Origin of the sequence: Chitinophaga sp. 180180018-3, assembly GCF_037893185.1 — a bacterium.
Taxonomy (GTDB): domain Bacteria; phylum Bacteroidota; class Bacteroidia; order Chitinophagales; family Chitinophagaceae; genus Chitinophaga.
The window spans coordinates 5,492,858-5,516,084 of the sequence record NZ_CP140772.1; the positions used below are offsets into that span (position 1 = coordinate 5,492,858).

A 23,227-nucleotide genomic window follows, 5' to 3' on the forward strand; every position below is an offset into this window, starting at 1 on the left:
TCTATAATAAAAGGAATGGCAATAAACATACCGGCCAAAACCAGGTATGTATGTCTAAAAAGCTTTTTATAGTTATTTTTGTAGCTAGCGTTCATGTGTTACGGCGGCCACAAACCTACAAGATTTTATACAATTTATTACAAATGGTAACTTGTAGTATGAAAAGATCCGTATGTATACAAGTGGCGAAAAGGCGCATGGAGCAAGAGGATGATTTACTTTAACAGATAAACTTATTTTTTTATTTTTTGTGAAAAACAGCACCCATTAAAATGAGAATCATGCGCTGGAACCGATTTTGGACTTTAGGACTGGGAACATTATTCACCTGTACCTTTTTTATCCAGGCCAAAAACAATCCCGTTACTCCCAAACAGGACAGGCCTATCAAAACCATTATTATAGATGCCGGCCACGGTGGCGAAGATTCCGGGGCCAAAGGAAGCTATTCTACCGAAAAACAAGTCACCCTTGAAGTAGCCCTGAAACTCGGGAAACTCCTGGAAGAAAATATGCCCGATGTAAAGGTAGTGTATACACGAAAATCGGACCGTTTTGATGATGTGCGCAGAAAAGCCCAGATCGCGAACGAAAATAAAGGCGATCTTTTTGTGTCTATCCACTGTAATTCTACCGGAAAGATCAGGAAGATAGTTGATTACAGAACAGTTTACCATCGGAAAGGCAAACGCAAGATAGCTACCAAACAGCCCGTGTATGCCTATTTCCCGAGCAACGCCAAAGGTACAGAAACTTATATCTGGGCTACCAGCAAAAACAACGCTAAAATGGAATCACTGAAACAGAATTCCGTTATCGTGCTGGATGCCAACTCCGAAGAAACCAAACAGCTGATGGACGATACCGATCCGGAAACTTTCATTCTGCTGAACACACTCCGGAATGCTTATTTCGACCAAAGCCTGCGCCTTTCCGGCCTGATTGAAGATGAATTTACCAGGGTAGGTCGTATCAGCCGCGGCGCCCGCCAGAGAAATGAAAAAGGAATCTGGGTGCTCTCCGCTACGGCAATGCCCAGTGTATTGGTGGAACTCGGATTTATCAGCAATCCCGAAGAAGAGGATTACCTGAACTCCAACAGCGGCCAGGGTGAATTGGCAAACTGTATATATAAAGCCATTAAACACTACCGCGATGAACTGGACCGCTTCACCAATAACCGCAATTCCCAGCCTTCTACCACCCGCGTGAATAAAAAGGGCAAAAGCAACCCCGCTGCTCCGCAACAGGGCGACAGCTATTGCGTGCAATTGATGCTTACAGATAAGATATATAAACCAGGAGCTTCCATTTTCAGGAAGCTCCATGGTGATGTCAACCGCCAGCCGATTGTCATGAATAAAAAAAAAATGAACAAATATATCTGGGGCCGTTTCAAAACAGACCAGCAAGCCTCGGGGGCCTTGCGCAAAGCCCGGAAATTAGGATTTAAAGACGCCTTTGTCACATCTTGCTAATCCCCCCTCTCTACTATATTCTACCCCATCCCTCTACCCCTTTTCCGCTTTTTTTATTACCAACATTTTTTGCTGACTACGTCCCGTGCACGCTTTTTGTTTATTTTTGCGTGAACGTATACGAATCTCATGCTCAAATTATCTAATGAAACCAAAGTGGGTATACTAACCGTGCTGGGTATAACCTTACTTGTGCTGGGCTTTAATTTACTGAAAGGAAAAAGCCTGTTTTCTCATAACAGGACTATTTATGCGGTATATAAACAGGTGAATGGCCTGCAACCGGCCAACGCCGTGCAGGTAAACGGGCTGGGTGTAGGTAATGTTGCGAATCTGGAGGTAATGGAAAATGATCCTTCCCGCATCCTTGTAACACTGACCCTTACTAAAAAAATCGAAATCCCGCGCAACTCCGTTGCCCATATCAGCAGCGATCTGCTGGGTACCAGAACCGTGCAGATAGACCTGGGTAACGCTACCGAATATCTGAAAAGCGGAGATACCGTTTATGCTGCCGTAGACGGCTCTATGACAGATGCCATCAAAGAACAGGTCAGCCCGCTGATTAAGAAACTACAGGGAACCCTTTCTAATGTAGACTCAGTACTGCTCGCTGTAAACGCCATTCTGGATACTAACGCCAAAGGAAACCTGCAGGAAGCTATCCGCAACCTGAATGTGACTATGCGTAACTTTACCCATACCTCCGCATCTCTCAACAGTATGTTGGATCCGGATAAAGGTAATATCCAGAAAACCTTCAATAACCTCGCCGCTGTTACCGGTAACCTGAAGGATAATAATGCTAAGATCACCGGTATCCTCGACAATGCACAGAAAGCCACCGGCGCCCTCGCCAATGGCCAGATCGATAAAACACTGCTGGAGCTTCAGCAAACTGTCAATAACCTGAACCACACCATGGCCAAGCTGAACTCTACTGACGGTACCGCTGGCCTCATGCTGAACGATAAAAAAGTGTATAATAACCTGCAGTACTCGCTGGGTAACCTGAATAAACTGCTGGAAGATCTGCGGGTCAATCCTAAACGCTACGTACACTTCTCCCTGTTTGGCAAAAAAGATAAAACGAAACCACTGCCCTCCGACTCGGCAATGGCTCAATAATAAGCATCAATGCATCGATATATAAAATCAGGGATCTTCCTGGCCATTATCTGCTTCTTCGCAGCTACGGCCAACGCCCAGTTTCCGGCGCAACCCGCACCGAAATCCGGGTCAGTTATTGAAATTGTACACGCCGACTCACTGCTTCAGGTGAAACGAGACTCCAGTCTCATGACCCGTATCCTCGGGCATGCAGTCTTCAAACAGGGCTCTACCACCTTCACCTGCGACAGCGCCATCAGAAATGATAAAACAAATATTATCGACGCTTATGGCAATATCCACATCAATCAGGCCGATAGTGTACACATTTACGGCAACTACCTCAACTACGACGCCACTACCCGCATCGCCATACTCCGCGAAAATGCCAGGCTGACGGATGGTAAAGTGACCATCACCGGCCCCGAACTGCAATATGATATGAACGCCAAGATCGGCTCTTATCTGCAGGGCGGAAAACTGGTGAATGGTAAAAGCGTACTTACCAGCAACGAGGGCTACTATTATACGGAAACCAAAGAGATGCACTTCATACAGAATGTATTGCTGGTAGATCCGGAATATACCCTCAGCACCAGCGAACTGCTGTACAACACCGCTACCAAAATAGCCAACATCGTTGCGCCAACTACTATCAACAGCAACGATAAAACCGTGATGTACACCAGCAGCGGTTACTACGATACCGAAAAAGGCTACGGTAATTTCGGTAACCGCCCCACCATCGAAGATAGCACCGGCATCATCACTGCCGATAATATCGAAATGGACAAACTCAATGGCATGGCCTATGCCACCGGTAATATGGTCTATAAGGATACCACCCGCAAAATGTCGCTGCTGGCCAATAAAGGAATCGTTAATCAAAGGGAAAAAACAGTGCTCGCTGTTCAAAAGCCCCTCCTGATCATGGAGAAAAATAAAGATACCCTGTACATGGCCGCTGATACGATGTTTTCAGGAGTTGTTCGTCCTGACGACAGTCTCGCAATTCCCTCTGTGGCCGGGCTCCGGCGTACACCGGAATCTCCGACCAGGAACCTGAAAGCGCTCCAAACCAAACGGCCTCCGGAACGGTTCACAGCAACGATTTCACCCATCAATAAAGGCGACTCCATTGCCAAAAAGCAACTCGATAGTATTCCAGGCAACATCATGATGTTCATGGCCGACAGTGCACTGAAAGTCACGCGGCAAAAACTGGATACCGCTATGGTAAAGAACGTAAAAATAGCCCCCGTCCCCGAAGTTAAGCTGCAGGATTCACTTCCCGGCGTCAAACACTATGCGGGTAGTATGGCACTCAAACGACCACAAAAGGATACCGCCGAACAACGGTATATCCTGGCATACCACCATGTGAGAATGTTCTCGGATTCGTTACAGGGCGTGTCCGACAGCCTTTACTATAGCTCCAAAGATTCTATTTTCCGCTTCTTCGGCAAACCAGTGCTCTGGTCTAATAGCACAACACAGCTGAGTGGTGATACCATTCTCATGTTCACCAAAAATCAGACTGCCGACAAAATGCTGCTGAAAAATAATGGCTTTATCATCAATGAAGCCGGCCCTGATATGTACAACCAGATCAAGGGAAACCTGATTACCGGTTATGTAGTCGGCGAAACACTCGACTGGATGCATGTGGAAGGAAACGCGGAAACGATTAACTACATCAAAGACCAGGCAGGCGCTTATATGAGCGTCAACAAAGCCCAGTGTGCTATTATCAATATATTCTTCAAGAAAGGAGAAGTAGATAAAGTAGTGCTGATCAAAGATCCTGAAGGCACGGTGTACCCATTCCCTAAACGGCCTAAAGAACAGCTGCTGTTGGAGAACTTCAAATGGGACAAGAAACGGCAACCGAAAAGCAAATACGAGCTAATGCAATAATTTTCAATAATACCGGAACTGGTTGCCAACAAAAAGGGCAACCAGTTTTGTTTTATAGGAAGTATTTTTCACCTAAATAACTGATCGTGATCCGGAAATCTATCCACATCATTCATAAAACACTGATATCCCCGATTCATACTTTTCTGAAAGACAGCCGGGCAGTAGGAATTGTGCTCATCATCTGCACTATTGTGTCGATGATACTGGCTAATTCCGGGATACAGGACGATTATGTTGGTTTCTGGAACACCCTTTTTGACCCTGGCAACGAGCATCATTACCACTACCGGTCCTTATATCTTCCTAACTCCTATCTGTTATGGATAAACGACGGCATGATGGTATGGTTCTTTTTTCTGGTGGGAATGGAGATCAAAAGAGAACTCACGATCGGTGAACTTTCATCTGTACGCAAGTCTATATTACCTGTGCTGGCGGCCATCGGAGGCATGTTATTCCCTGCATTGATCTTTGCACTTTTTAATAAAAACACGCCGTATGCCCACGGCTGGGGCATTCCCATGGCCACTGACATCGCCTTCTCCCTGGGTATACTATCGCTGCTGGGCCGCCGGGTGCCAGTGTCACTGAAGATATTCCTGATGGCCCTGGCTATCATCGACGATCTGGGCGCAATTCTGACTATCGCTGTCTTCTATACCCCACATCTCGATATCAAATACCTGCTTATCGGCGGTGGAGTGCTGCTGATACCCATATTACTTAATTTTCTGAAAGTACAACGGCTGATCCTGTATTTGATACCAGGCGTGGTGCTATGGTACTGCCTGTTCAATTCCGGCGTACATGCCACCATTGCAGGCGTGTTGCTTGCCTTTTGCATCCCTCAGGATAAGATTGCATCCCTGGTTCATGGCCTGCATGATCCGGTGAACTTTATTATCATGCCCATTTTTGCCCTGGCTAATACAGCTATACAGCTGCCTTCCGATATCCATGGCGCGTTAAATAATAACATCAGTTACGGCATTATAGCCGGATTGGTAATTGGTAAACCTCTGGGAATATTTACCCTGTCGTTCATTGCAGTGAAACTGAAACTGGCCACACTCCCTTCCCATTCCAATTGGTGGCAGCTGGCCGGGATCGGCCTTATTGCAGGGATCGGCTTTACGATGTCTATCTTTATATCTTCTCTCGCTTATGATGAAAGAGAATTACAGATTATAGCTATCATGTCTGTTATTGTTGCCTCTGTCATTGCAGGATTCGCCGGATTTATTTTTCTTCGCACCCTTAAACCTGTTGGCACTGTTCTTGCGCAACAAGGCTGATTTTAATCGTCGTCAACATACTTTAGAGGGAAAGCCAACGTTTTTGGACGTATATATTTAAGTTTAATTCAAACAAGACATCATGAAAAAAGTCGTGTTATTATTCAGCCTTATTGCAGCTATAGCAATTCAGGCCAACGCGCAAAGAAAAAAGAGCTATCAAAGCAGTGATCCGGCCAACTACAATACTGCATTAGGTATCCGTTTGAATCCGTGGGTAGTAGGGTTTACCGTTAAACACTTTATCCAGGGGCCACATGCCATTGAAGGTATCATCAGCACTAACCACGAACACAGGAATAACGTTACCTTCACAGCGTTATATGAATACAACTGGAACGTGGGAATGCCCGGCCTGAACATGTATGCCGGCGGTGGTGCACACCTTGGTATTTATGATCGCCGCGACTATGACTGGGATCGTTATGTGAACAAGGGCAATGGCTCTTACGTATCACCCGGATTGGATGGTATCATAGGCATCGAATACACTTTCAAGAAATTTCCATTAAACATTAGTGCCGATCTGAAACCTTACGTACAGTTTGTGGGCCCCACTAACTACATCGGTGAGGAGATCGGCGGTGTGTCTGCCAGATTTGCTTTCTAAGTAAGGCGACCACTTCATTTACAAACGGATCATGAGGCAAGCATGGTCCGTTTTTTTATGTTCCTGATTTTGGAGTAATTTTATTGTTCAACATCCGGACATGAAAATCTTTTCAGCTGCACAAATCAGGGAGGCCGACGCCTACACCATTGAGCATGAACCTATCAGTAGTGCCGACCTGATGGAAAGGGCTGCCGGCAAATGTGCAGCCTGGCTGGAAGACCACTATTCGCTTCAACATCCCATCTATATTTTCTGCGGAAAAGGTAATAACGGAGGAGACGGTCTGGTTATAGCCCGGCTATTGCTGGAACGCGGTTACTCCGTTTATACCGGCGTACTACAGCACAGCAGCAAGGCCAGCCCGGATCATGAAGCAAAACTGCAGTTACTGCAAACGAAATGCAATGCCTTACCGGCACCGGATAAAGATCATACCGGCGCCCCATCCTGCCTTTACGAAATTGGCGATGTATCTGATTTTCCGGCACTCCCTCCCGGCGCCGTGATTGTTGACGCCATCTTCGGTACTGGTATGAGCCGGCCGGTGGATGGCTGGGTAGCCGCAGTTATTCACCTGATCAACGATCAACACCATAAACACCACGTGGTGGCCATCGATATGCCTTCCGGTCTCATGGCAGATCACAGCAGTATACACCATCCGGTGGTACAGGCACATTTTACATTAAGCTTCGAGTTTTATAAACTGGCTTTCCTGTTACCGGAAAATGCCACATGTACCGGTGATGTGCACATATTACCGATAGGACTACATCCCGCATATATAACGCAAACGTCTACACGCTTTCACCTGGCCGACCGTGATATTATGCGTACCATATATCGCCCCAGGGATCCCTTTGCGCATAAAGGTACCTACGGCCACGCCCTGCTGATCGCAGGCAGTTACGGAAAAATGGGCGCCGCTGTGCTCAGCGCAAAGGCCTGCCTGCGCGCCGGTGTTGGCCTGCTCACCTGCCATGTACCCGCCTGTGGTATACAAATCATGCAGATCAGCGAGCCTGCTGCCATGTGCCTTACCGATGAAGAGGCGCATTTCAGCAGCCACTTTCATCAGGATGTACTTCTGGCCAGTTATAAAGCCATCGGAATAGGCCCCGGCCTCGATACCAAACCTGCAACCGCAAAGGCGCTGGAGCACCTGCTGGAGGCCTGGCAGGGCCCGATGGTTATAGATGCCGACGCACTCAATCTTCTCTCCGTATATCCCTCTATGTTATACAAAGTGCCCGCAGGCTCCATTCTCACACCCCACCCGAAAGAATTTGAACGCCTGTTTGGAAAAACTGCCAACAATATTGCCCAACTGGAGTTACTGTCCGCCAAAGCAGTGAGCCTGCAACTATATATTTTACTGAAAGGACGATATACCGCTATTGCATGTCCGGATGGTTCCGTATATTTCAATCATACCGGCAACCCGGGAATGGCTACCGGCGGGAGTGGCGACGTGCTGACCGGCATTCTTACCGGGCTGCTGGCACAGGGATACTCACCTAAGGCTACGGCCCTGCTGGGAGCATGGCTGCATGGATACGCCGGCGATCTGGCTGCAGCCAGTCTTTCGCAGGAAGCCATGACAGCAGGAGATATCGTTAGCTGGCTGGGACAGGCATTCCGCGAGGGCATCTGAGGGCATTACTTTTTTTTCGTCTGAAACACTTACTCATGGCGCATGTGTACAATAATTTTATTCACTGCGTATACAATTAATAATTTATGTTTTATATTCAGTTGAGATATTATTTTGAAATCCTATTAATTTTTTGTTAGTAAAGTTTTTTGTCAACCAGTAAAAATAAATTTCGCTTACATGAATATCGTCTATTTAGTTCCATGTTTTGGATTATTGGCTTTGTTATTTACCGCCGTTAAAAGTGCCTGGGTTACCCGCCAGGATGCTGGCAACGACAAGATGAAAGAAATAGCTCAGCACATCGCTGAAGGCGCTATGGCGTTTCTGAAATCTGAGTATAAAGTCCTTATTTATTTTGTTATTATCGCTGCACTGTTGCTGGGATACATGGGCGCCACCCATGAAAACTCCCATTGGTCTATTGCCCTGGCTTTTGTCATGGGTGCATGCTTTTCCGCGACTGCCGGCTTTATAGGCATGAAAGTAGCCACCAAAGCCAACGTACGCACTGCCAATGCAGCCCGTACCAGTCTCGCTAAAGCCCTGCAGGTTTCCTTCACCGGCGGTTCGGTAATGGGAATGGGGGTTGCCGGTCTTGCTGTACTGGGTCTGGGCTCCCTGTTCATTATCCTGAAAACATATTTCGGAGCGGGTGCCAATACCGATGAAATGATAAAAACCATTGAAGTACTGACCGGATTCTCCCTCGGCGCAGAAAGCATTGCCTTATTCGCCCGTGTGGGAGGCGGTATCTATACCAAAGCAGCTGATGTGGGTGCCGACCTGGTAGGTAAAGTAGAAGTAGGCATCCCTGAAGACGATCCCCGTAACCCCGCTACCATTGCCGATAACGTGGGCGATAACGTAGGCGACGTAGCCGGTATGGGCGCCGATCTTTTCGGATCTTATGTGGCAACAGTACTGGCTACCATGGTGTTGGGTTCTGAAACCATTTCCCACGACATGTTTGGCGGTATCGCTCCTATTCTGCTCCCAATGATGATTGCCGGCTTTGGAATCATATTCTCTATCATAGCTACTTTCTTTGTAAGGATCAGTGAAAGCGCCGGACTTAACACCGGCGTGGTACAGAAAGCCCTGAATATGGGCAACTGGGGTTCCATAGTATTAACAGCTATCGCTTCTTACTTCCTCGTAAACTGGATATTGCCGGCTGACACGATGAGCCTGCGCCACCACGACTTCACCCGCGGACAGGTATTCGGTGCTATCATGGTAGGCCTGGCGGTAGGAACGCTGATTAGTATGATTACAGAATATTATACAGCGATGGGGAAACGCCCCGTTAAATCCATCATCCGCCAATCTGCTACAGGAGCTGCCACCAATATTATCGGCGGCCTCTCTGTAGGTATGGAATCCACTACGCTCCCCATTCTGGTACTGGCGGCAGGTATTGCAGGCTCTTTCTCGCTGGCAGGATTGTATGGCGTTGCTATTGCAGCTGCCGGCATGATGGCCACCACTGCTATGCAGCTGGCCATTGACGCTTTTGGCCCCATTGCAGATAATGCCGGAGGTATTGCAGAAATGAGTGAGTTACCGAAAGATGTACGTGAAAAAACAGATATCCTGGATGCGGTAGGTAACACCACTGCTGCTACTGGTAAGGGTTTTGCCATTGCATCAGCTGCCCTTACTGCATTGGCGCTGTTTGCCGCCTTTGTAGGGGTAGCAGGTATCCAGGGAATTGATATTTATAAGGCGAATGTGCTGGCCGGACTGTTCGTTGGGGGAATGATCCCCTTCATTTTTTCTTCTCTGGCCATTGCTGCCGTTGGACGTGCAGCCATGGCGATGGTGGAAGAAGTTCGCCGCCAGTTCCGGGAAATACCTGGTATCATGGAAGGTACCGGTAAACCCGAATACGATAAATGCGTGGCGATATCCACGCAGGCTTCTATCCGCGAAATGATGCTCCCCGGTGCCATTGCACTGGTGGCCCCGCTGCTGGTAGGCTTCCTCGCCGGCCCTGAAGTATTGGGCGGGTTCCTGGCAGGTGCTACGGTGAGCGGCGTATTAATGGGTATCTTCCAGAACAACGCCGGTGGCGCCTGGGATAATGCTAAAAAATCATTCGAGAAAGGCGTTGAAATCAACGGCGAAACCTACTATAAAAAGTCTGAACCGCATAAAGCATCTGTAACCGGCGATACCGTAGGTGATCCATTCAAGGATACCTCCGGCCCTTCCATGAACATCCTGATTAAACTGATGTCCATCGTTTCACTGGTGATAGCACCTACGCTCGCCCAGCTGTACCATACTAAGCAGGCAGATACGCCTACTGCAAAAACAACTGTACAGCAATCTAAAACAACAGATAATAAGGCAACTGCTTATCTATACAACAAAAAATAACCACCGACACATAACAGCTAACGTCCCACGGGCTACCCTCCCGTGGGACGTTGCTTTTCCAGCCCCCGCTCCTGCCTCTACCTTTCTAAAACATTTTTTATTTGGTATTTAAAATATCTTCCTTACTTTTGTACTGTAATATTTTTAATTACAGATTTAACGATCTGTATTTTTAGTAGCTAAAACTGTAATAAAATACATAACAATTAAAACAAACCGCCTTCACTGGCTGTATTACTAAACATCATTTAAATAAATCAACATGAAAGTAGCCATCATTGGAGCGTCCGGATTTATCGGCTCCGCCATCCTGAACGAAGCATTGAACAGAGGACATGAAGTAACTGCTATTGTCCGTAACCCGGAGAAGATTGAAGTAAAAAATGACCGTCTTACTGTCAGGAAAGGTGATGCTACTGATGAAGCGGCACTGACACCATTGCTGGCAGGAAATGAAGCGGTAATCGTTTCTTATAGTGCACACGATACTCCTACTTACGTAAAAGCGATCCATGCTATCCTCAATGCTACAAAAAAGAATGGGATCAGGCGTTTGCTGGCGGTAAGCGGTGCCGGAAGCCTGGAAATAGCCCCCGGCGTGCAATTGCTGGATACACCCGAATTCCCGGCAGAATGGAAGGAAGGAGCAAGCGCTACCAGGGAAGCTTTCTATATTATCAGGCAATCCAATGATCTCGACTGGACAGTACTGAGCCCAGCCATGATGATCCAGCCAGGTGAACGCACCGGCAAATTCCGCCTTGGAAAAGACCAGGTTGTATTCAATGAAAAAGGCGAAAGCAAAATTTCAAGTGCAGACTACGCCGTAGCCCTGATCGACGAGCTGGAACAACCGAAACATATCAAACAGCGGTTTACGCTGGCTTATTAGAATGAAGAATATAGAATGAAGAATGAAGAAATAACGGGAAGACCTTAGCGAAAATTTTTAAATCGCTAAGGTCTTCCCGTTATTTCTTCATTCTTCATTCTATATTCCTAATTCTAATACGTCCTGGGCTTACACCAAACTTCTTCCTGAATGCTGTACTAAAGTGTTGGGGAGAAGAATATCCTGCTTGTTCTGCTATCTGTGATAAAGGTAACAATCCTTCCAGCACCAGTTCCCTGGCGATCTCCAGACGACGGTCGTTCAGATATCCAAAAACAGTGTTATTAAAAACAGTTTTAAAACCCGATTTAAGCTTGAATTCATTCAGGCCCGCCTTGCGTGAAAGCTGCGCCAGGCTCAATGGTTGTTGTATATGCTCTATCAGAAGATCACGAACATAATACAGTTTCTCCACATCTCCGGCAACCATTTTCTCCTTAACAGGCCCATACTGCTCCTGCTCCGCCTGCTCACATTGCAATGCCAGCAGCTCAATTACTTTCGACTGCAGAAATAATTTCTTCAATCCTCCCTGGAAACCGGATCCGCGAACATCCTCTATCACACGCGTCATCCGGGGAGTAATACGCGGGTTAAATTTCTCTGCCAACGCAACTGATCTGTTACCAGCCACGTGATTAGCCAAACCTTCCAGCACCCGGCCGTTGTTTTCTGCCAGCTCCAAAAAACGATCCGGCGTAAGACCAAGCGCAAAAAGGGTGATGCCCTTCTGCTTCTTCACAGCAGCATTATCCGAAGTGGCCGAAGAATATACCAGGTTATGTTCAAGACTCTTTAGCTTTAAATCACGTCGGAACCCATCAATAGAGGTGCTAACATCTCCCTGCTCCATAAACATCAACATTACACGTTGCGGTACATCATTTACATGGATATAGATATTTTCATACACATCCGCCTGACAACGCACGATGCTGATGCCATCAAAATGTGACTCCTCCATCACAGCTGTACCAAATGAAAGATTTAATTGCTGTTTGTCTTCTATTATCGCTGTAGAACGCAAATTTTTAAAGTCAAGCGCTGCCGGCTCTGTTAACAGTACATCCCTGGCCTCATTTGTAATCACTACGTCCATAAAATAATCCGTTTCGTATAAGTGATAATCCGTTTGATATAACAGTTATAAGGGGAAACAGTAGCAAATTTGCTAAAAAAATGTATACCATGCTGGGAATATTCCGGACCAATATTACAACTGTTCACGATAGAAACAATGTAATCAACGCAATTTCCGCGCAATTTACTGTAGATGCCTGCACTGTAGATATCGAAGACTGCGACAAAGTACTTCGTATCGTAAGCCCCCAATCCCTGACCGAGCAGGCAATTATTGAATTTGTAACCCGCCTGGGGTTCAATTGCGACATCTTGCAGTGAGCAAAATAATAATTTGCCACGAACAAGATAATAATTCGTAAATTACAGATTACGAATTCTGCAATACGTTTTCAATCTTATTTTGCCATCTAATTAGAGATGAGAACCTAAAATAGTGAAGATAACAACAAAAACGATCTTCACTTTTCCTCCTATAACATCCTCTGCCACTTATTAAAAGCTAACAACTAAAAATAACAACTAAAATTAACTTCCGACCTCCGTAGGGGTAACATATTTTTGCTTCGTCATATATGCAAGCGTAAAAACGGAATACTATCATCAAACGGAATTAGCTTTTATGAAAACTAAAGCAACTATTTGGTTATCCCTGCTCATTTTATTTATAGCGGGTCAGCCAACTGCTGCACAGCAGCGCCGATACACTGTTAATGGTTATGTAAGAGACAAACAAAACGGTGAAAGCCTTGTTGGCATATCTGTTGGAAAAACCGGCACCAGCCTGGGTACTGTTACTAATCAATACGGATTCTACTCCCTCACATTGCCAGCCGGAGAACACGAAATACAGTTCTCCTACATGGGGTATGCTCCCTATAAAACAACGGTCAATCTTACCAAGAACGTTACGATTGATGTTAAAATGGAAGCTACCAGCAGTCAGCTGAATACCGTCACCATCAACGGTCAGCAACAGGAAAAAACAATCAATACGCTGAACACCAGTATCAATAAACTGGATATTCAGCAGATGAAAAAAATGCCCACTTTCATGGGAGAAGTGGACGTGCTGAGGGCTATCCAGACATTGCCCGGCGTTAATACCGTTGGAGAAGGTGCTTCCGGATTCAATGTACGAGGCGGCGCCTCCGATGAAAACCTCATCCTGCTCGATGAAGCCCCGGTATATAACTCCACACACATGCTCGGCTTCTTCTCCGTTTTCAACCCGGATGCCGTTAAAAGCCTGAACCTGATCAAAGGCGGCTTCCCCGCTGAATATGGCGGCAGAACATCTTCTGTACTCGATATCCGCATGAAAGATGGTAACGACCAGCATTTCAATGTCAACGGCGGTATCGGTAATATTTTCAGCCGTCTCTCTGTTGAAGGCCCGCTGGTAAAAGATAAAGCGTCCTTTATTGTGGCCGCCCGCAGATCTTACATTGATATCCTGATGAAGCCTTTCGTGAAGGGAGAAATGAAAGATACCAAACTCAATTTCTATGATCTCACCGCAAAGGCGAACTATAAATTCGATAAAAATAATACGCTCTTCGTCAGCGGATATTTTGGCAGAGACGTATTTGGGGTTGGCAAAGATGTAAATATGAACTGGGGTAACAGCACCGCAACCGTACGCTGGAACCACGTTTTTACTAACCGCCTTTTCCTTAACCTCACTACTTATTACAGTAAGTACGACTATAGCCTGAAATTCAGCAACAATACTTCCAAAAAGGAAAATGAAACCACCCAGAAGTATGACTGGACTTCCAACATTATCAACTATGGTCTGAAACCATCTTTCACCTACTACATCAATTCCGCCAACAGCCTGCATTTCGGGGTTCAGGGTGTTTATTATACCTTCAAACCAGGCACTGGTATCGGTACTGATGGCAACACGGAGCAGGTTAAGCACCTGCCTGATCAGCATGCACTCGAATCTGCTGTTTATCTTGACCACGAATACAAACCCAGCAAGAAATTTGGCATCCAGTACGGTGGCCGCCTTTCTGTGTATCAATTCCTGGGAGATGGTACTGCCTACTATTATGCAGACACTACCCCCGGCATCCGGAAAAGGCTGATTGGCACGAAAGAATATGGTGCTAATGAGAGAATAAAAGGATATTACTACTTTGAACCAAGAATCAGTGCACGCTACGCCTTCACTGACGAACATGCCGTTAAAGTAGCCTATAGCAGAACTTCCCAGTTCATGCACCAGCTCTCTAATACAGCCTCTCCTACACCACTGGATATCTGGACACCAAGTACCAATAATATCAAACCCGCCGTTTCTGATCAGTATACTGCCGGCTATTTCTATAATGCTCCCAACGACTCTTATGAACTGTCTGCAGAAGTGTTTTACAAGACAACAGAAAACCAGCTGGATTATATCGACAATGCCGACCTGCAACTGAATCCTCTTATTGAAGCGGACCTCCTCGCATCAAAAGGCCGTGCTTACGGACTGGAGCTGTACGCTAAGAAAGATATCGGAGCTACTACCGGCTGGATCAGCTATACCCTTTCCCGCACCGAAAGGAAAACTCCGGGCATCAGCCTGAACGAATGGTTCCTCAATCGATACGACCGTACACATAACCTGAATATCGTAGCCACCCACACCTTCACCAAACGCCTCTCTGCATCCGCCAACTGGGTGTTTGCTTCAGGTACTCCCGGTACTTATGCCGATAACCGGCTCGAGTTCCAGGGCTGGGACATCCCTTATAACAGCACCGATAAGCGTAACAACTACCGCCTGCCGGCATACCACCGGCTCGACCTGTCTGTTACCCTGAAAGGCAAACAACTGAAACGCTGGAAAGGAGAATGGGTATTTTCACTGTATAACGTGTATGCCCGCAGAAATGCATATACCATCTACTTTAAACAAAATAAGGACGATCCCTCCAAGAGGGAAGCCACACGCTTGTCTATCATAGGTTCTATCATCCCTGGTATCACTTACAACTTTAAGTTCTAACTGCCCAAAATTTGACAACAGATGAAAAAGTCATTATTATATATATTGTTCGCCGCAGTAGCAGGACTGACCTCCTGCGAGGACAAAATCAATCTTAACGTGGCGCCGGGTATATCCTACCCCGTACTTGATGCGTGGATCACTACCGAAGCCGGTGTACAAAACATCCGGCTTACCAAGTCGGTACCTTATACCGACGACAATCCCGCGCCTATTATCAACGACGCAAAGATCACCGTATTTGATCTGACATCCGGCGCTTCTTATCCGTTTCTGTTTGATAAAAACGCCGGCCGGTACAGATACGATGCCAGCGCCCAACCGATCGGTGTAGTTGGGCATGTTTACAAACTGCACCTGGAATATGGCGGAGAAATTTTTGAAGCCCTCGATAGCGTTAAACGCGTGCCCCCTATTGATTCTATTTCTTACGAATACAAGAAGAAGGAAGAAGTACTGAGTGGCAAAGAAGGATACTATGCCACCATGCACGCCAAAGACATACCAGGAGCAGTGGATTATTACTGGATTCGCTCCTATCGTAACGATACATTACGCCGGCTGGAAGATGCATTCTCTGTAGACGGCTCTTATGGCTCAGGTGTTTCTGATGGCCAGGTATTCATAGCGCCGATCGCCAGAGCTATTAACGACTACTCCAAACCCTTCCAGCTGAATGAAAAAGTGATTGTAAGACTCTCGTCATTGAGTAAACCAAGTTACGATTTTCTGACCCAGGTGAACGATCAGGTCAATAACGGCGGGCTGTTCGCCAAAGTACTCGAAAATGTAAAAAGCAATGTACAGAATACCACCGCATCCGGTAAAACAAAGATACTGGGCTGGTTTGGTACTTCTGCTGTAAGCAGGGCTGAAAGAACTTTCAAATAGCCTGTTTATCTTAACCGCTTCCGGGGATTTTGTCTGATCAAAAGATTAGACGAAATCCCCGGAATTCGTTAACTTAAATAACAAAGCTATATAAGATGCCTCCCGACCTGATATCATATATCATATGCCATTCCAGGATTTGTTCTGCTCATACTACTCGAAATCACCTTCACTACGATCGATAAAAAGAATATGTATGAGCCTAAAGATGCCCTTAGCAGCATCGCTATGGGATTGGGGAACGTCTTCATAGGACTTTTTACAAAGGCAGTCATATTCGGTATCTATCTCTTTATATATCAATTCCGCTTCTTCACACTGGGCTTTACCTGGTGGGCCTGGCTACTCTGCTTTTTTGCAGATGATTTCAGCTACTACTGGTTTCATCGCAGCAGTCATACCATACGCTTCTTATGGGCCTCCCATGTCATCCACCATTCATCAGAAAAATATAACCTGGCTACTGCCTTGCGGCAAACATGGACCGGTAACCTGACCGGCAGCTTCATTTTCTGGCTCTGGATGCCATTGGCAGGGTTCCACCCGGTTATGATCATGAGCATGCAGGCCATCAGCCTGATCTATCAGTTCTGGATCCACACGGAAGTGATACATAAACTGCCTGCACCCATAGAATATGTATTCAATACTCCCTCGCATCACAGGGTACATCATGGTTCCGACATCGATTATCTCGATAGGAACCACGCCGGTATCCTGATCATCTGGGACAGGATGTTCGGCACATTCATTCCCGAAAAACAACGCCCGGTATATGGCCTGACGAAAAATATTCATACCTACAATCCCTTCCGTATTGCCACCCACGAATGGGTGGATATCTGGAAAGACCTGCGGCAATCACATTCCTTCAGAGAAGCACTCCATTACCTGTTCGACGCGCCCGGCTGGAGTGCCGATGGCAGCCGCAAAACAACGAAACAACTTCGCGCTTCCCGTAGCCAATGATTGCCGGCAGTACTCATTTCAAACTCCAGGGTCCGCGGATAGATGCTTTTATGTAATGATTCGCTTCCCGGTCCTTCCTGAAATGTTCCTTCACAGGGTCCCATTCCAGCGGGCGATTCAGCCAGTAGGCAATATTTGCCAGGCAACATACAGAGCTTGTTCTATGTCCTGTTTCCACATCACAAATAGGCGCCTTGTTTAACCGGATCGCATCCAGCCAGTCCTGATAATGATCATTACTGTTATAAAGATGCACCTCGTCCTGTTTTATTTCAGCAGTAACAATATTCGCAGGGTTGGTATCCAGGTATTCCCGGCTGATGTCCAACGTGCCGTTTGAACCAATAAACCTTACACCAAACTTCCTTCCGAAATCCTTATGCTTAATAACGATGCCGTTTTCATATTCCATCGTCAGGCAATCATAATTTTTACCATCCGGCGGAAAGAGTTTTACAGGACCCGTACGATCCAGATCCAGCCCCCAGTGCGCAATATCAAACATATGTGCACCCCAGTCGCTCAGAATGCCGCCGCCAAATTCCCGGTAGTTACGCCAGTTCGGGAAAATATCCTTCTCCACCGGAGGCGCCAGCTCTGCATTGAAATCACGGAAAGCGGCCGGCCCTAACCATCTATCCCAGTTAAGTACCGCCGGAACCGGCTGTCCGGGCAAATCACAGGGAATCCCTGCTTTTCCTACGTTCACCCAGGCTTCTTTCACGGTGCCGATGTAACCATTCCGCACCAGTTCGCAGGCATGCCGGAAATTCTTCCAGGACCGTTGCATACTGCCTGTCTGCAACACTACTTTATTCCTGTGTATGGCATTCACCATTGCCCTTCCTTCTTCTATAGAATGCGCCAGCGGCTTTTCACAATACACGTGTTTCCCGGCATTGGCAGCCATAACGGCCCCCACAGCATGCCAATGGTCAGGTGTCGCAATAACCACCGCGTCAATATCTTTCCGGTTCAATATCTCCTGGAAATCTTCATAAACATTCAATCCGTTATACACCGGCTGCTCTTTCATATCCGCGTAAATTTTATTCGCATTCACCCGAAACAGATCCAGCTTCTGTTTGTCGACATCAGCCGCCGCCAGCACCTGCGCTTTCGATGCAAATGGCCTCAACAGGCCTCTGGCTTGTTTTCCGGTTCCTATGAAGCCCAGGTTGATATGGTCGCTCGGCGCGATAAACGATTTGCCACCAAGCACATAACGGGGAATAATAGTAAATGCTATCGCAGCCTGAACGGTATTCCTGACGAAATTCCGCCGGTCGATAGTCTTTTGGGAGTTTGTTTTTTCCATGCTATTCAGATATTATTATGAAGACAACAATCACACAGTTATTTACTGGCAGGAAGCTACTGGCAATTCCTTCCCGACTTTCAACACTTTTTCCGGCAATTGTTTTTCTCTGAGTGTTTAGCAAGATGACAGACACCAGGTATCAGGGAAACACAGTTCCTGAGAAAACACTTCTCTTCATCATTATTTGCCCCATAAATGGATATAAGGATGCTCGAGAAAATAACGTGGAATTACCTGTAGTTAAGATAATATAATTAGGTGATTTTTTCTGAAAAAAGGGGGAGATAGCCGTCGCCCGGTCCCCCTTTTCCGCTCAACCAAAAATCCTAAAAAAAACTACCGATTTTTTTGGTATTTACGAAAACCGTCGTACATTCGTTTACGAAGATATTCGTACAACAATTACCATTATCATATTCATCTTTAATCATTCTTGCTTTGAAACAGATCAGGCCTACAGAAAGTGAACTGGAAATTTTGAGTGTACTCTGGGAAAAAGGGCCCAGCACAGTTCGTGAGGTACACGACATCTTATCTCAAACCAAAGATGCCGGTTATACCACTACACTTAAGCTGATGCAGATCATGCATGATAAAGCACTGCTGCATCGCGATACCAGCAGTAAAACGCATGTATACACTGCAGCTGTTTCTCAGCAAAAAACACAGCAACAGTTACTGGACAAAATGATAGATACCGTGTTTGGAGGCTCTGCTTCTCAACTGGTGATGCAGGCCCTGGGACATCATCAGTCGACCGATGAAGAGCTGCAACAGATCCGGCAGTACCTTTCAGCAATAGAAAAACAACAAAAGGAAAACAGGTAAACTCACTACCATGACTTTATTACCTATTACGGGCGATTTCGTTCGTGCACTGGGATGGGCTATCCTTCATTCCATGTGGCAGTCATTCTTTATCTACACTTGTTTACGTATTGTTTTGAAATTATGGCCTATGGCGGGCGCCCGCATCAGATATAATTTGTCGATGCTATCGCTCACCGGCATTTTCACCTGGTTTCTGGCTACGTTATACATACAGATCGATCGTTACCAGGATGTCCGGGCAACAAGTGAATCCTTCAGCGGGCAAATCATGTGGCAACCACCCGTGCAGAAAACAGCTGTTTATCCCAGCCAGGAATCCCTGGTATGGCTGGTTCCCGACCTGGAACGTTGTTTTCCTTACCTCGTTTCCCTGTATATACTCGGGATGGTGGTCATGACCGCTAAATTGCTGACTGATTTTATGCAGCTGCGTAAAATACGTACTACCCGGATTGAGCCTATGGGCCCGGAGTGGGACAAACACCTGCAAAAGCTCGCGGCACGGCTGCAGATACCCAGAAAAGTAAAACTGCTGGTATCCAAACATATACAGGTGCCCGTGATGCTCGGTTTCTTAAAACCGCTCATCCTGCTGCCTGTGGCAATGGTAAATAACCTGAGCGAAGCCCAGTTGGAAGCGGTACTGCTGCACGAACTGGCACATGTAAAACGTAATGATTATCTGTTGAATATCTTCCAATCAATTGTTGAAACGATCCTCTTCTTCAATCCTTTCGTATGGCTGATTTCCAGGACCATCCGTATAGAAAGAGAACATTGTTGCGACGACCTGGTGATCGCCAGTACCGTGCAACCTTTGCAATACGCACATGCATTGGTTGCACTGGAAGAATACAGGTTAACAGCTAACCGGCTTACCATGGCGGCTGCAGACAATAAACAACATCTGTTTTACCGCATTAAACGCATCATGGAAATGAAAACGAAACATCTCAATTATAGTCAGAAATTCTTAGCTGTTCTTATCATTGCTACCGGCCTTGTTTCAATTGCATGGCTGAATCCTGCCAAGGGAAAAAACTGCGATACAATGGCCAGTGAACAATCTGAATGCGACTCCGTTCCATCCGGTACTGCCGACAGCAATAAGCTGTACAGTGTTATTACAACAACAGCTGATATGTCGACCGATGCCAGCCACCCGTCTACTAACAGGTTCCGGCAACAACTCGACGCCGCAGTGTATGACACTGTATTGCCCGAACCGCCTCCTCCTCCCGCCCCCTCTGCACCTCCATCTAATCCTCAGCCCACACCGGCTCCATCTCCAGCGCTGCCCCCTCCGCCGCCCGGGCCTGTATCTGCAGTGAAACCGGCTGCGCCGCTTGCCCCGGTTGCCCCGCTGAATGGAAATCTGGCTCCTGTTGAGATGGATATTCAGACAAGTACCAACGTAAATCCTGATGTAAAAGTTCATATGGATCAGAAGGTACAGCCTAATTTCAACTATAACTACAACTTCGATTACCAGTACAATCAAAACAAAGATGAGATCCGCAAACAGGTGATGGAAGCCCGTAAGAGCGTTCAGATGGCCATGAAACAACTGAAAGAAGTTGACATGAAGAAAGTACAGGCGGAAGTGCAGGCGGCCACACAAAATGTTAACTGGAAAGAAGTCACTGAACAAAGTCTAAAAGCACAGGAAGCTGCCCTGAAAGCCCTGAAAAACATTAATTGGGAACAGATTCAGAAAGTGCAGCAGGAAGCGGTTGAATCACTTAAAAACATCAACTTCGATAACCTCGACAAAGACATTCTGTTCCGCAACAATTCGGTTATTCCGCAGGAAAAACGGGAAGAATTTCGCAGACGTACTGAGGAGCTGAAAAAAAACCGCGCAGAACAGCAGCGTTATCTTGCTGATCAGCAGAAATACACTAAAGAACAACAGAAGTATATTGCCCAACAGCAGAAATACGTAAAGGACCAACGGAAATACCTGGAGGAAGTAGCCAAAAACCGCGCAGAGGCGGATAACATGAGAGAACAAGCTGCCGATAACCTCGAGGAAGTGCGCCGTAAACGCGCCGAATTACTGGCCGATGCGTCTAAAGTACGCAACGAAGCCCGTAAATCAAGAGAAGACGCACTCCGAAACAACCAAAGTGTCAGTGAAGATGCCATCAACCATTCCAGGCTGTTCGATGATACCCGGAAAACCATGGCTGAAGCCAACAAAGCCAAAATGGAAGCAGAAAAAGCTAAACTTTCCAGCAATCAATACCGTGAAATGATCGATAAAATGGCAGCCGACAACCTTCTGGATCCTAAAAAAGCTTATCACATAGAAAAAAACGACAACGGTTTGTACATTAATGGCCAGAAACAACCCGACAACGTCGTTGAAAAATACAGCCAATACCTGAAGGCGGCCAAACATATAACCCTGAAGGGTGGTGAAAAGTCGTTTTATATCAATACCCAGAATTAAAGAATCACGAATCATAAAATAGCGCAGCAGCCTTAGCAGATAACAGATATGCTGTTATCATTCACTAAGGCTGCTGCGCTATTTCATAATTCCTTTATCCTTACCTTAGAGTTGTCTTTAACTAACAACTTATATGAAACATCTGACTATTGTATTAATCCTGTTTGCCTTTTCTGCTGCCAATGCACAGGAAAAAAGCATGACAATCAATAACATGGTTCAGGGGAAGATCAACGCCGCTACCCCCGTTAAAAATCAGGGTATGACCGGCACCTGCTGGGACTTCTCTTCTACATCTATGATAGAATCGGAATGCCTGCGCAAAGGACTACCAGCGCTGGATTTGTCCGAAATGTTCACTGCCCGCAACATTTACATCGAGAAAGCCAAAAACTACGTGCTGCGTCAGGGTTTCGCCCGCTTTGATGAAGGCGGTCTTGGCCATGATGTGATACGCGCCATTGCCACTTATGGCATCGAACCGGAAAGCGTTTACAGTGGCCTGAAAGGTAGTAACACTGTACACAATCATGCTGAAATGGTAGTAACACTGAAAAAATACCTGGACAGTATCATTAAAGTCTCTCCGGTACCCGATAACTGGGTAAGCCAGTTTACAAGTATCATGGACGATTATATCGGCCACCCTCCGGCTACATTTGAGTATAACGGTAAAACCTATACGCCGCAAAGTTTTGCAAAGGAGGTGGTGAAATTCAACGCGGATGACTATGTTTTTCTGACTTCCTTTACGCATCATCCCTTCTATAAATCATTTATTATAGAAGTACCGGATAACTTCTCTAATGGAGCTTACTACAATGTTCCGCTCAAAGAGCTAACCGATATTACAGAAACAACACTCAAAAAAGGATATACCGTATTATGGGATGCAGATGTAAGCAATAAGGGCTTTGTTAACAGCAAAGGCTTCGCGCTGCTGACTTCTCAGGAGATCTCTTTGAAAAAAGACAGCATCGACCCTGATATGAAGGAACCCTCATATACCCAGGACTCACGCCAGAAACTATACGAAGAACTGGTCACGCAGGATGATCACCTGATGCATATTACCGGGATAGAAAAAACGCCTAAAGGGAAAACATTTTTTGTAGTAAAAAATTCCTGGGGAGCAAATGCCGGGCCTTTTGGAGGATATATCAATGTATCTGAAGCTTATTTTGCGGTGAACACTATTACGATAGTGGTGCCTAAAGCCGCATTGGACAAAAACTTCCTTAAAAAATACTCCACCCTTAACTAAGGAGCCGTTATGACAAAAGTGCAAAGAAATTTTCACGAACGTACAGGTACTACATCGTAAAACTT

Annotated in this window: 17 protein-coding genes; 15 read left to right on the top strand and 2 right to left on the bottom strand. The window is 46.2% G+C overall.

Annotated elements, in window-relative coordinates; translation table 11 throughout:
- The first annotated feature begins 281 nt into the window (after positions 1-281).
- The 8 genes from UNH61_RS21275 (at position 282) to UNH61_RS21310 (ending at position 11,347) form a co-directional block, all read left to right on the top strand.
- On the top strand, positions 282-1,478 hold the full coding sequence (locus tag UNH61_RS21275; RefSeq protein WP_326994017.1) for an N-acetylmuramoyl-L-alanine amidase: 1,197 nt from the start codon (positions 282-284) through the stop codon (positions 1,476-1,478).
- A gap of 129 nt (positions 1,479-1,607) precedes the next feature.
- Positions 1,608-2,606 (top strand): MlaD family protein, encoded by a 999-nt coding sequence (locus UNH61_RS21280; protein ID WP_326994018.1) that lies wholly within the window; start codon positions 1,608-1,610, stop codon positions 2,604-2,606.
- Between the two features lie 9 nt (positions 2,607-2,615).
- Positions 2,616-4,505 carry an OstA-like protein gene (locus UNH61_RS21285; protein WP_326994019.1) on the top strand — a complete coding sequence of 630 codons (1,890 nt, stop codon included), beginning with the start codon at positions 2,616-2,618 and terminating at the stop codon, positions 4,503-4,505.
- 86 nt (positions 4,506-4,591) lie between these two features.
- Positions 4,592-5,803, top strand: a complete 1,212-nt coding sequence (gene nhaA, locus UNH61_RS21290) for a Na+/H+ antiporter NhaA (RefSeq protein WP_326994020.1) — start codon at positions 4,592-4,594, stop codon at positions 5,801-5,803.
- Between the two features lie 82 nt (positions 5,804-5,885).
- Complete coding sequence (locus UNH61_RS21295; protein ID WP_326994021.1) at positions 5,886-6,413, top strand: hypothetical protein; 528 nt, start codon at positions 5,886-5,888, stop codon at positions 6,411-6,413.
- Between the two features lie 100 nt (positions 6,414-6,513).
- The gene (locus UNH61_RS21300; RefSeq protein ID WP_326994022.1) at positions 6,514-8,070 is read left to right on the top strand and encodes an NAD(P)H-hydrate dehydratase; all 1,557 of its coding nucleotides are present in this window, start codon (positions 6,514-6,516) and stop codon (positions 8,068-8,070) included.
- A 180-nt stretch (positions 8,071-8,250) separates the two neighbouring features.
- Positions 8,251-10,455 (top strand): sodium-translocating pyrophosphatase, encoded by a 2,205-nt coding sequence (locus tag UNH61_RS21305; RefSeq protein WP_326994023.1) that lies wholly within the window; start codon positions 8,251-8,253, stop codon positions 10,453-10,455.
- A 262-nt stretch (positions 10,456-10,717) separates the two neighbouring features.
- Complete coding sequence (locus tag UNH61_RS21310) at positions 10,718-11,347, top strand: NAD(P)-dependent oxidoreductase (RefSeq protein ID WP_326994024.1); 630 nt, start codon at positions 10,718-10,720, stop codon at positions 11,345-11,347.
- Between the two features lie 94 nt (positions 11,348-11,441).
- Here UNH61_RS21310 and UNH61_RS21315 read toward each other — a convergent pair whose 3' ends face one another.
- Entirely contained in the window at positions 11,442-12,446 is a 1,005-nt protein-coding gene (locus UNH61_RS21315; protein WP_326994025.1) for an AraC family transcriptional regulator, read from the bottom strand.
- Positions 12,447-12,535: 89 nt separating this feature from the next.
- Here UNH61_RS21315 and UNH61_RS21320 point away from each other — a divergent pair, with 89 nt between their 5' ends.
- The 4 genes from UNH61_RS21320 (at position 12,536) to UNH61_RS21335 (ending at position 17,291) form a co-directional block, all read left to right on the top strand.
- Positions 12,536-12,748, top strand: a complete 213-nt coding sequence (locus tag UNH61_RS21320; protein WP_326994026.1) for a hypothetical protein — start codon at positions 12,536-12,538, stop codon at positions 12,746-12,748.
- 301 nt (positions 12,749-13,049) lie between these two features.
- Positions 13,050-15,431, top strand: a complete 2,382-nt coding sequence (locus tag UNH61_RS21325) for a TonB-dependent receptor (protein ID WP_326994027.1) — start codon at positions 13,050-13,052, stop codon at positions 15,429-15,431.
- A 21-nt stretch (positions 15,432-15,452) separates the two neighbouring features.
- Complete coding sequence (locus tag UNH61_RS21330) at positions 15,453-16,322, top strand: DUF4249 domain-containing protein (protein ID WP_326994028.1); 870 nt, start codon at positions 15,453-15,455, stop codon at positions 16,320-16,322.
- Positions 16,323-16,514: 192 nt separating this feature from the next.
- Positions 16,515-17,291, top strand: coding sequence for a sterol desaturase family protein (locus UNH61_RS21335; protein WP_326994029.1), 777 nt, complete (start codon positions 16,515-16,517; stop codon positions 17,289-17,291).
- Positions 17,292-17,304: 13 nt separating this feature from the next.
- Here the strand turns inward: UNH61_RS21335 and UNH61_RS21340 are convergent, their stop codons facing one another.
- A complete protein-coding gene (locus tag UNH61_RS21340; protein WP_326994030.1) occupies positions 17,305-18,609 on the bottom strand; it encodes a Gfo/Idh/MocA family oxidoreductase in 1,305 nt (434 codons plus the stop codon).
- 441 nt (positions 18,610-19,050) lie between these two features.
- Between UNH61_RS21340 and UNH61_RS21345 the strand changes: the two genes are divergently transcribed.
- The 3 genes from UNH61_RS21345 (at position 19,051) to UNH61_RS21355 (ending at position 23,162) form a co-directional block, all read left to right on the top strand.
- Positions 19,051-19,440: a BlaI/MecI/CopY family transcriptional regulator gene (locus UNH61_RS21345; RefSeq protein ID WP_326994031.1), complete on the top strand. Its 390-nt coding sequence runs from the start codon at positions 19,051-19,053 to the stop codon at positions 19,438-19,440.
- A gap of 10 nt (positions 19,441-19,450) precedes the next feature.
- Entirely contained in the window at positions 19,451-21,898 is a 2,448-nt protein-coding gene (locus UNH61_RS21350) for a M56 family metallopeptidase (RefSeq protein WP_326994032.1), read from the top strand.
- 133 nt (positions 21,899-22,031) lie between these two features.
- Positions 22,032-23,162, top strand: coding sequence for a C1 family peptidase (locus UNH61_RS21355; protein ID WP_339070303.1), 1,131 nt, complete (start codon positions 22,032-22,034; stop codon positions 23,160-23,162).
- The last annotated feature ends 65 nt before the right edge of the window (positions 23,163-23,227 follow it).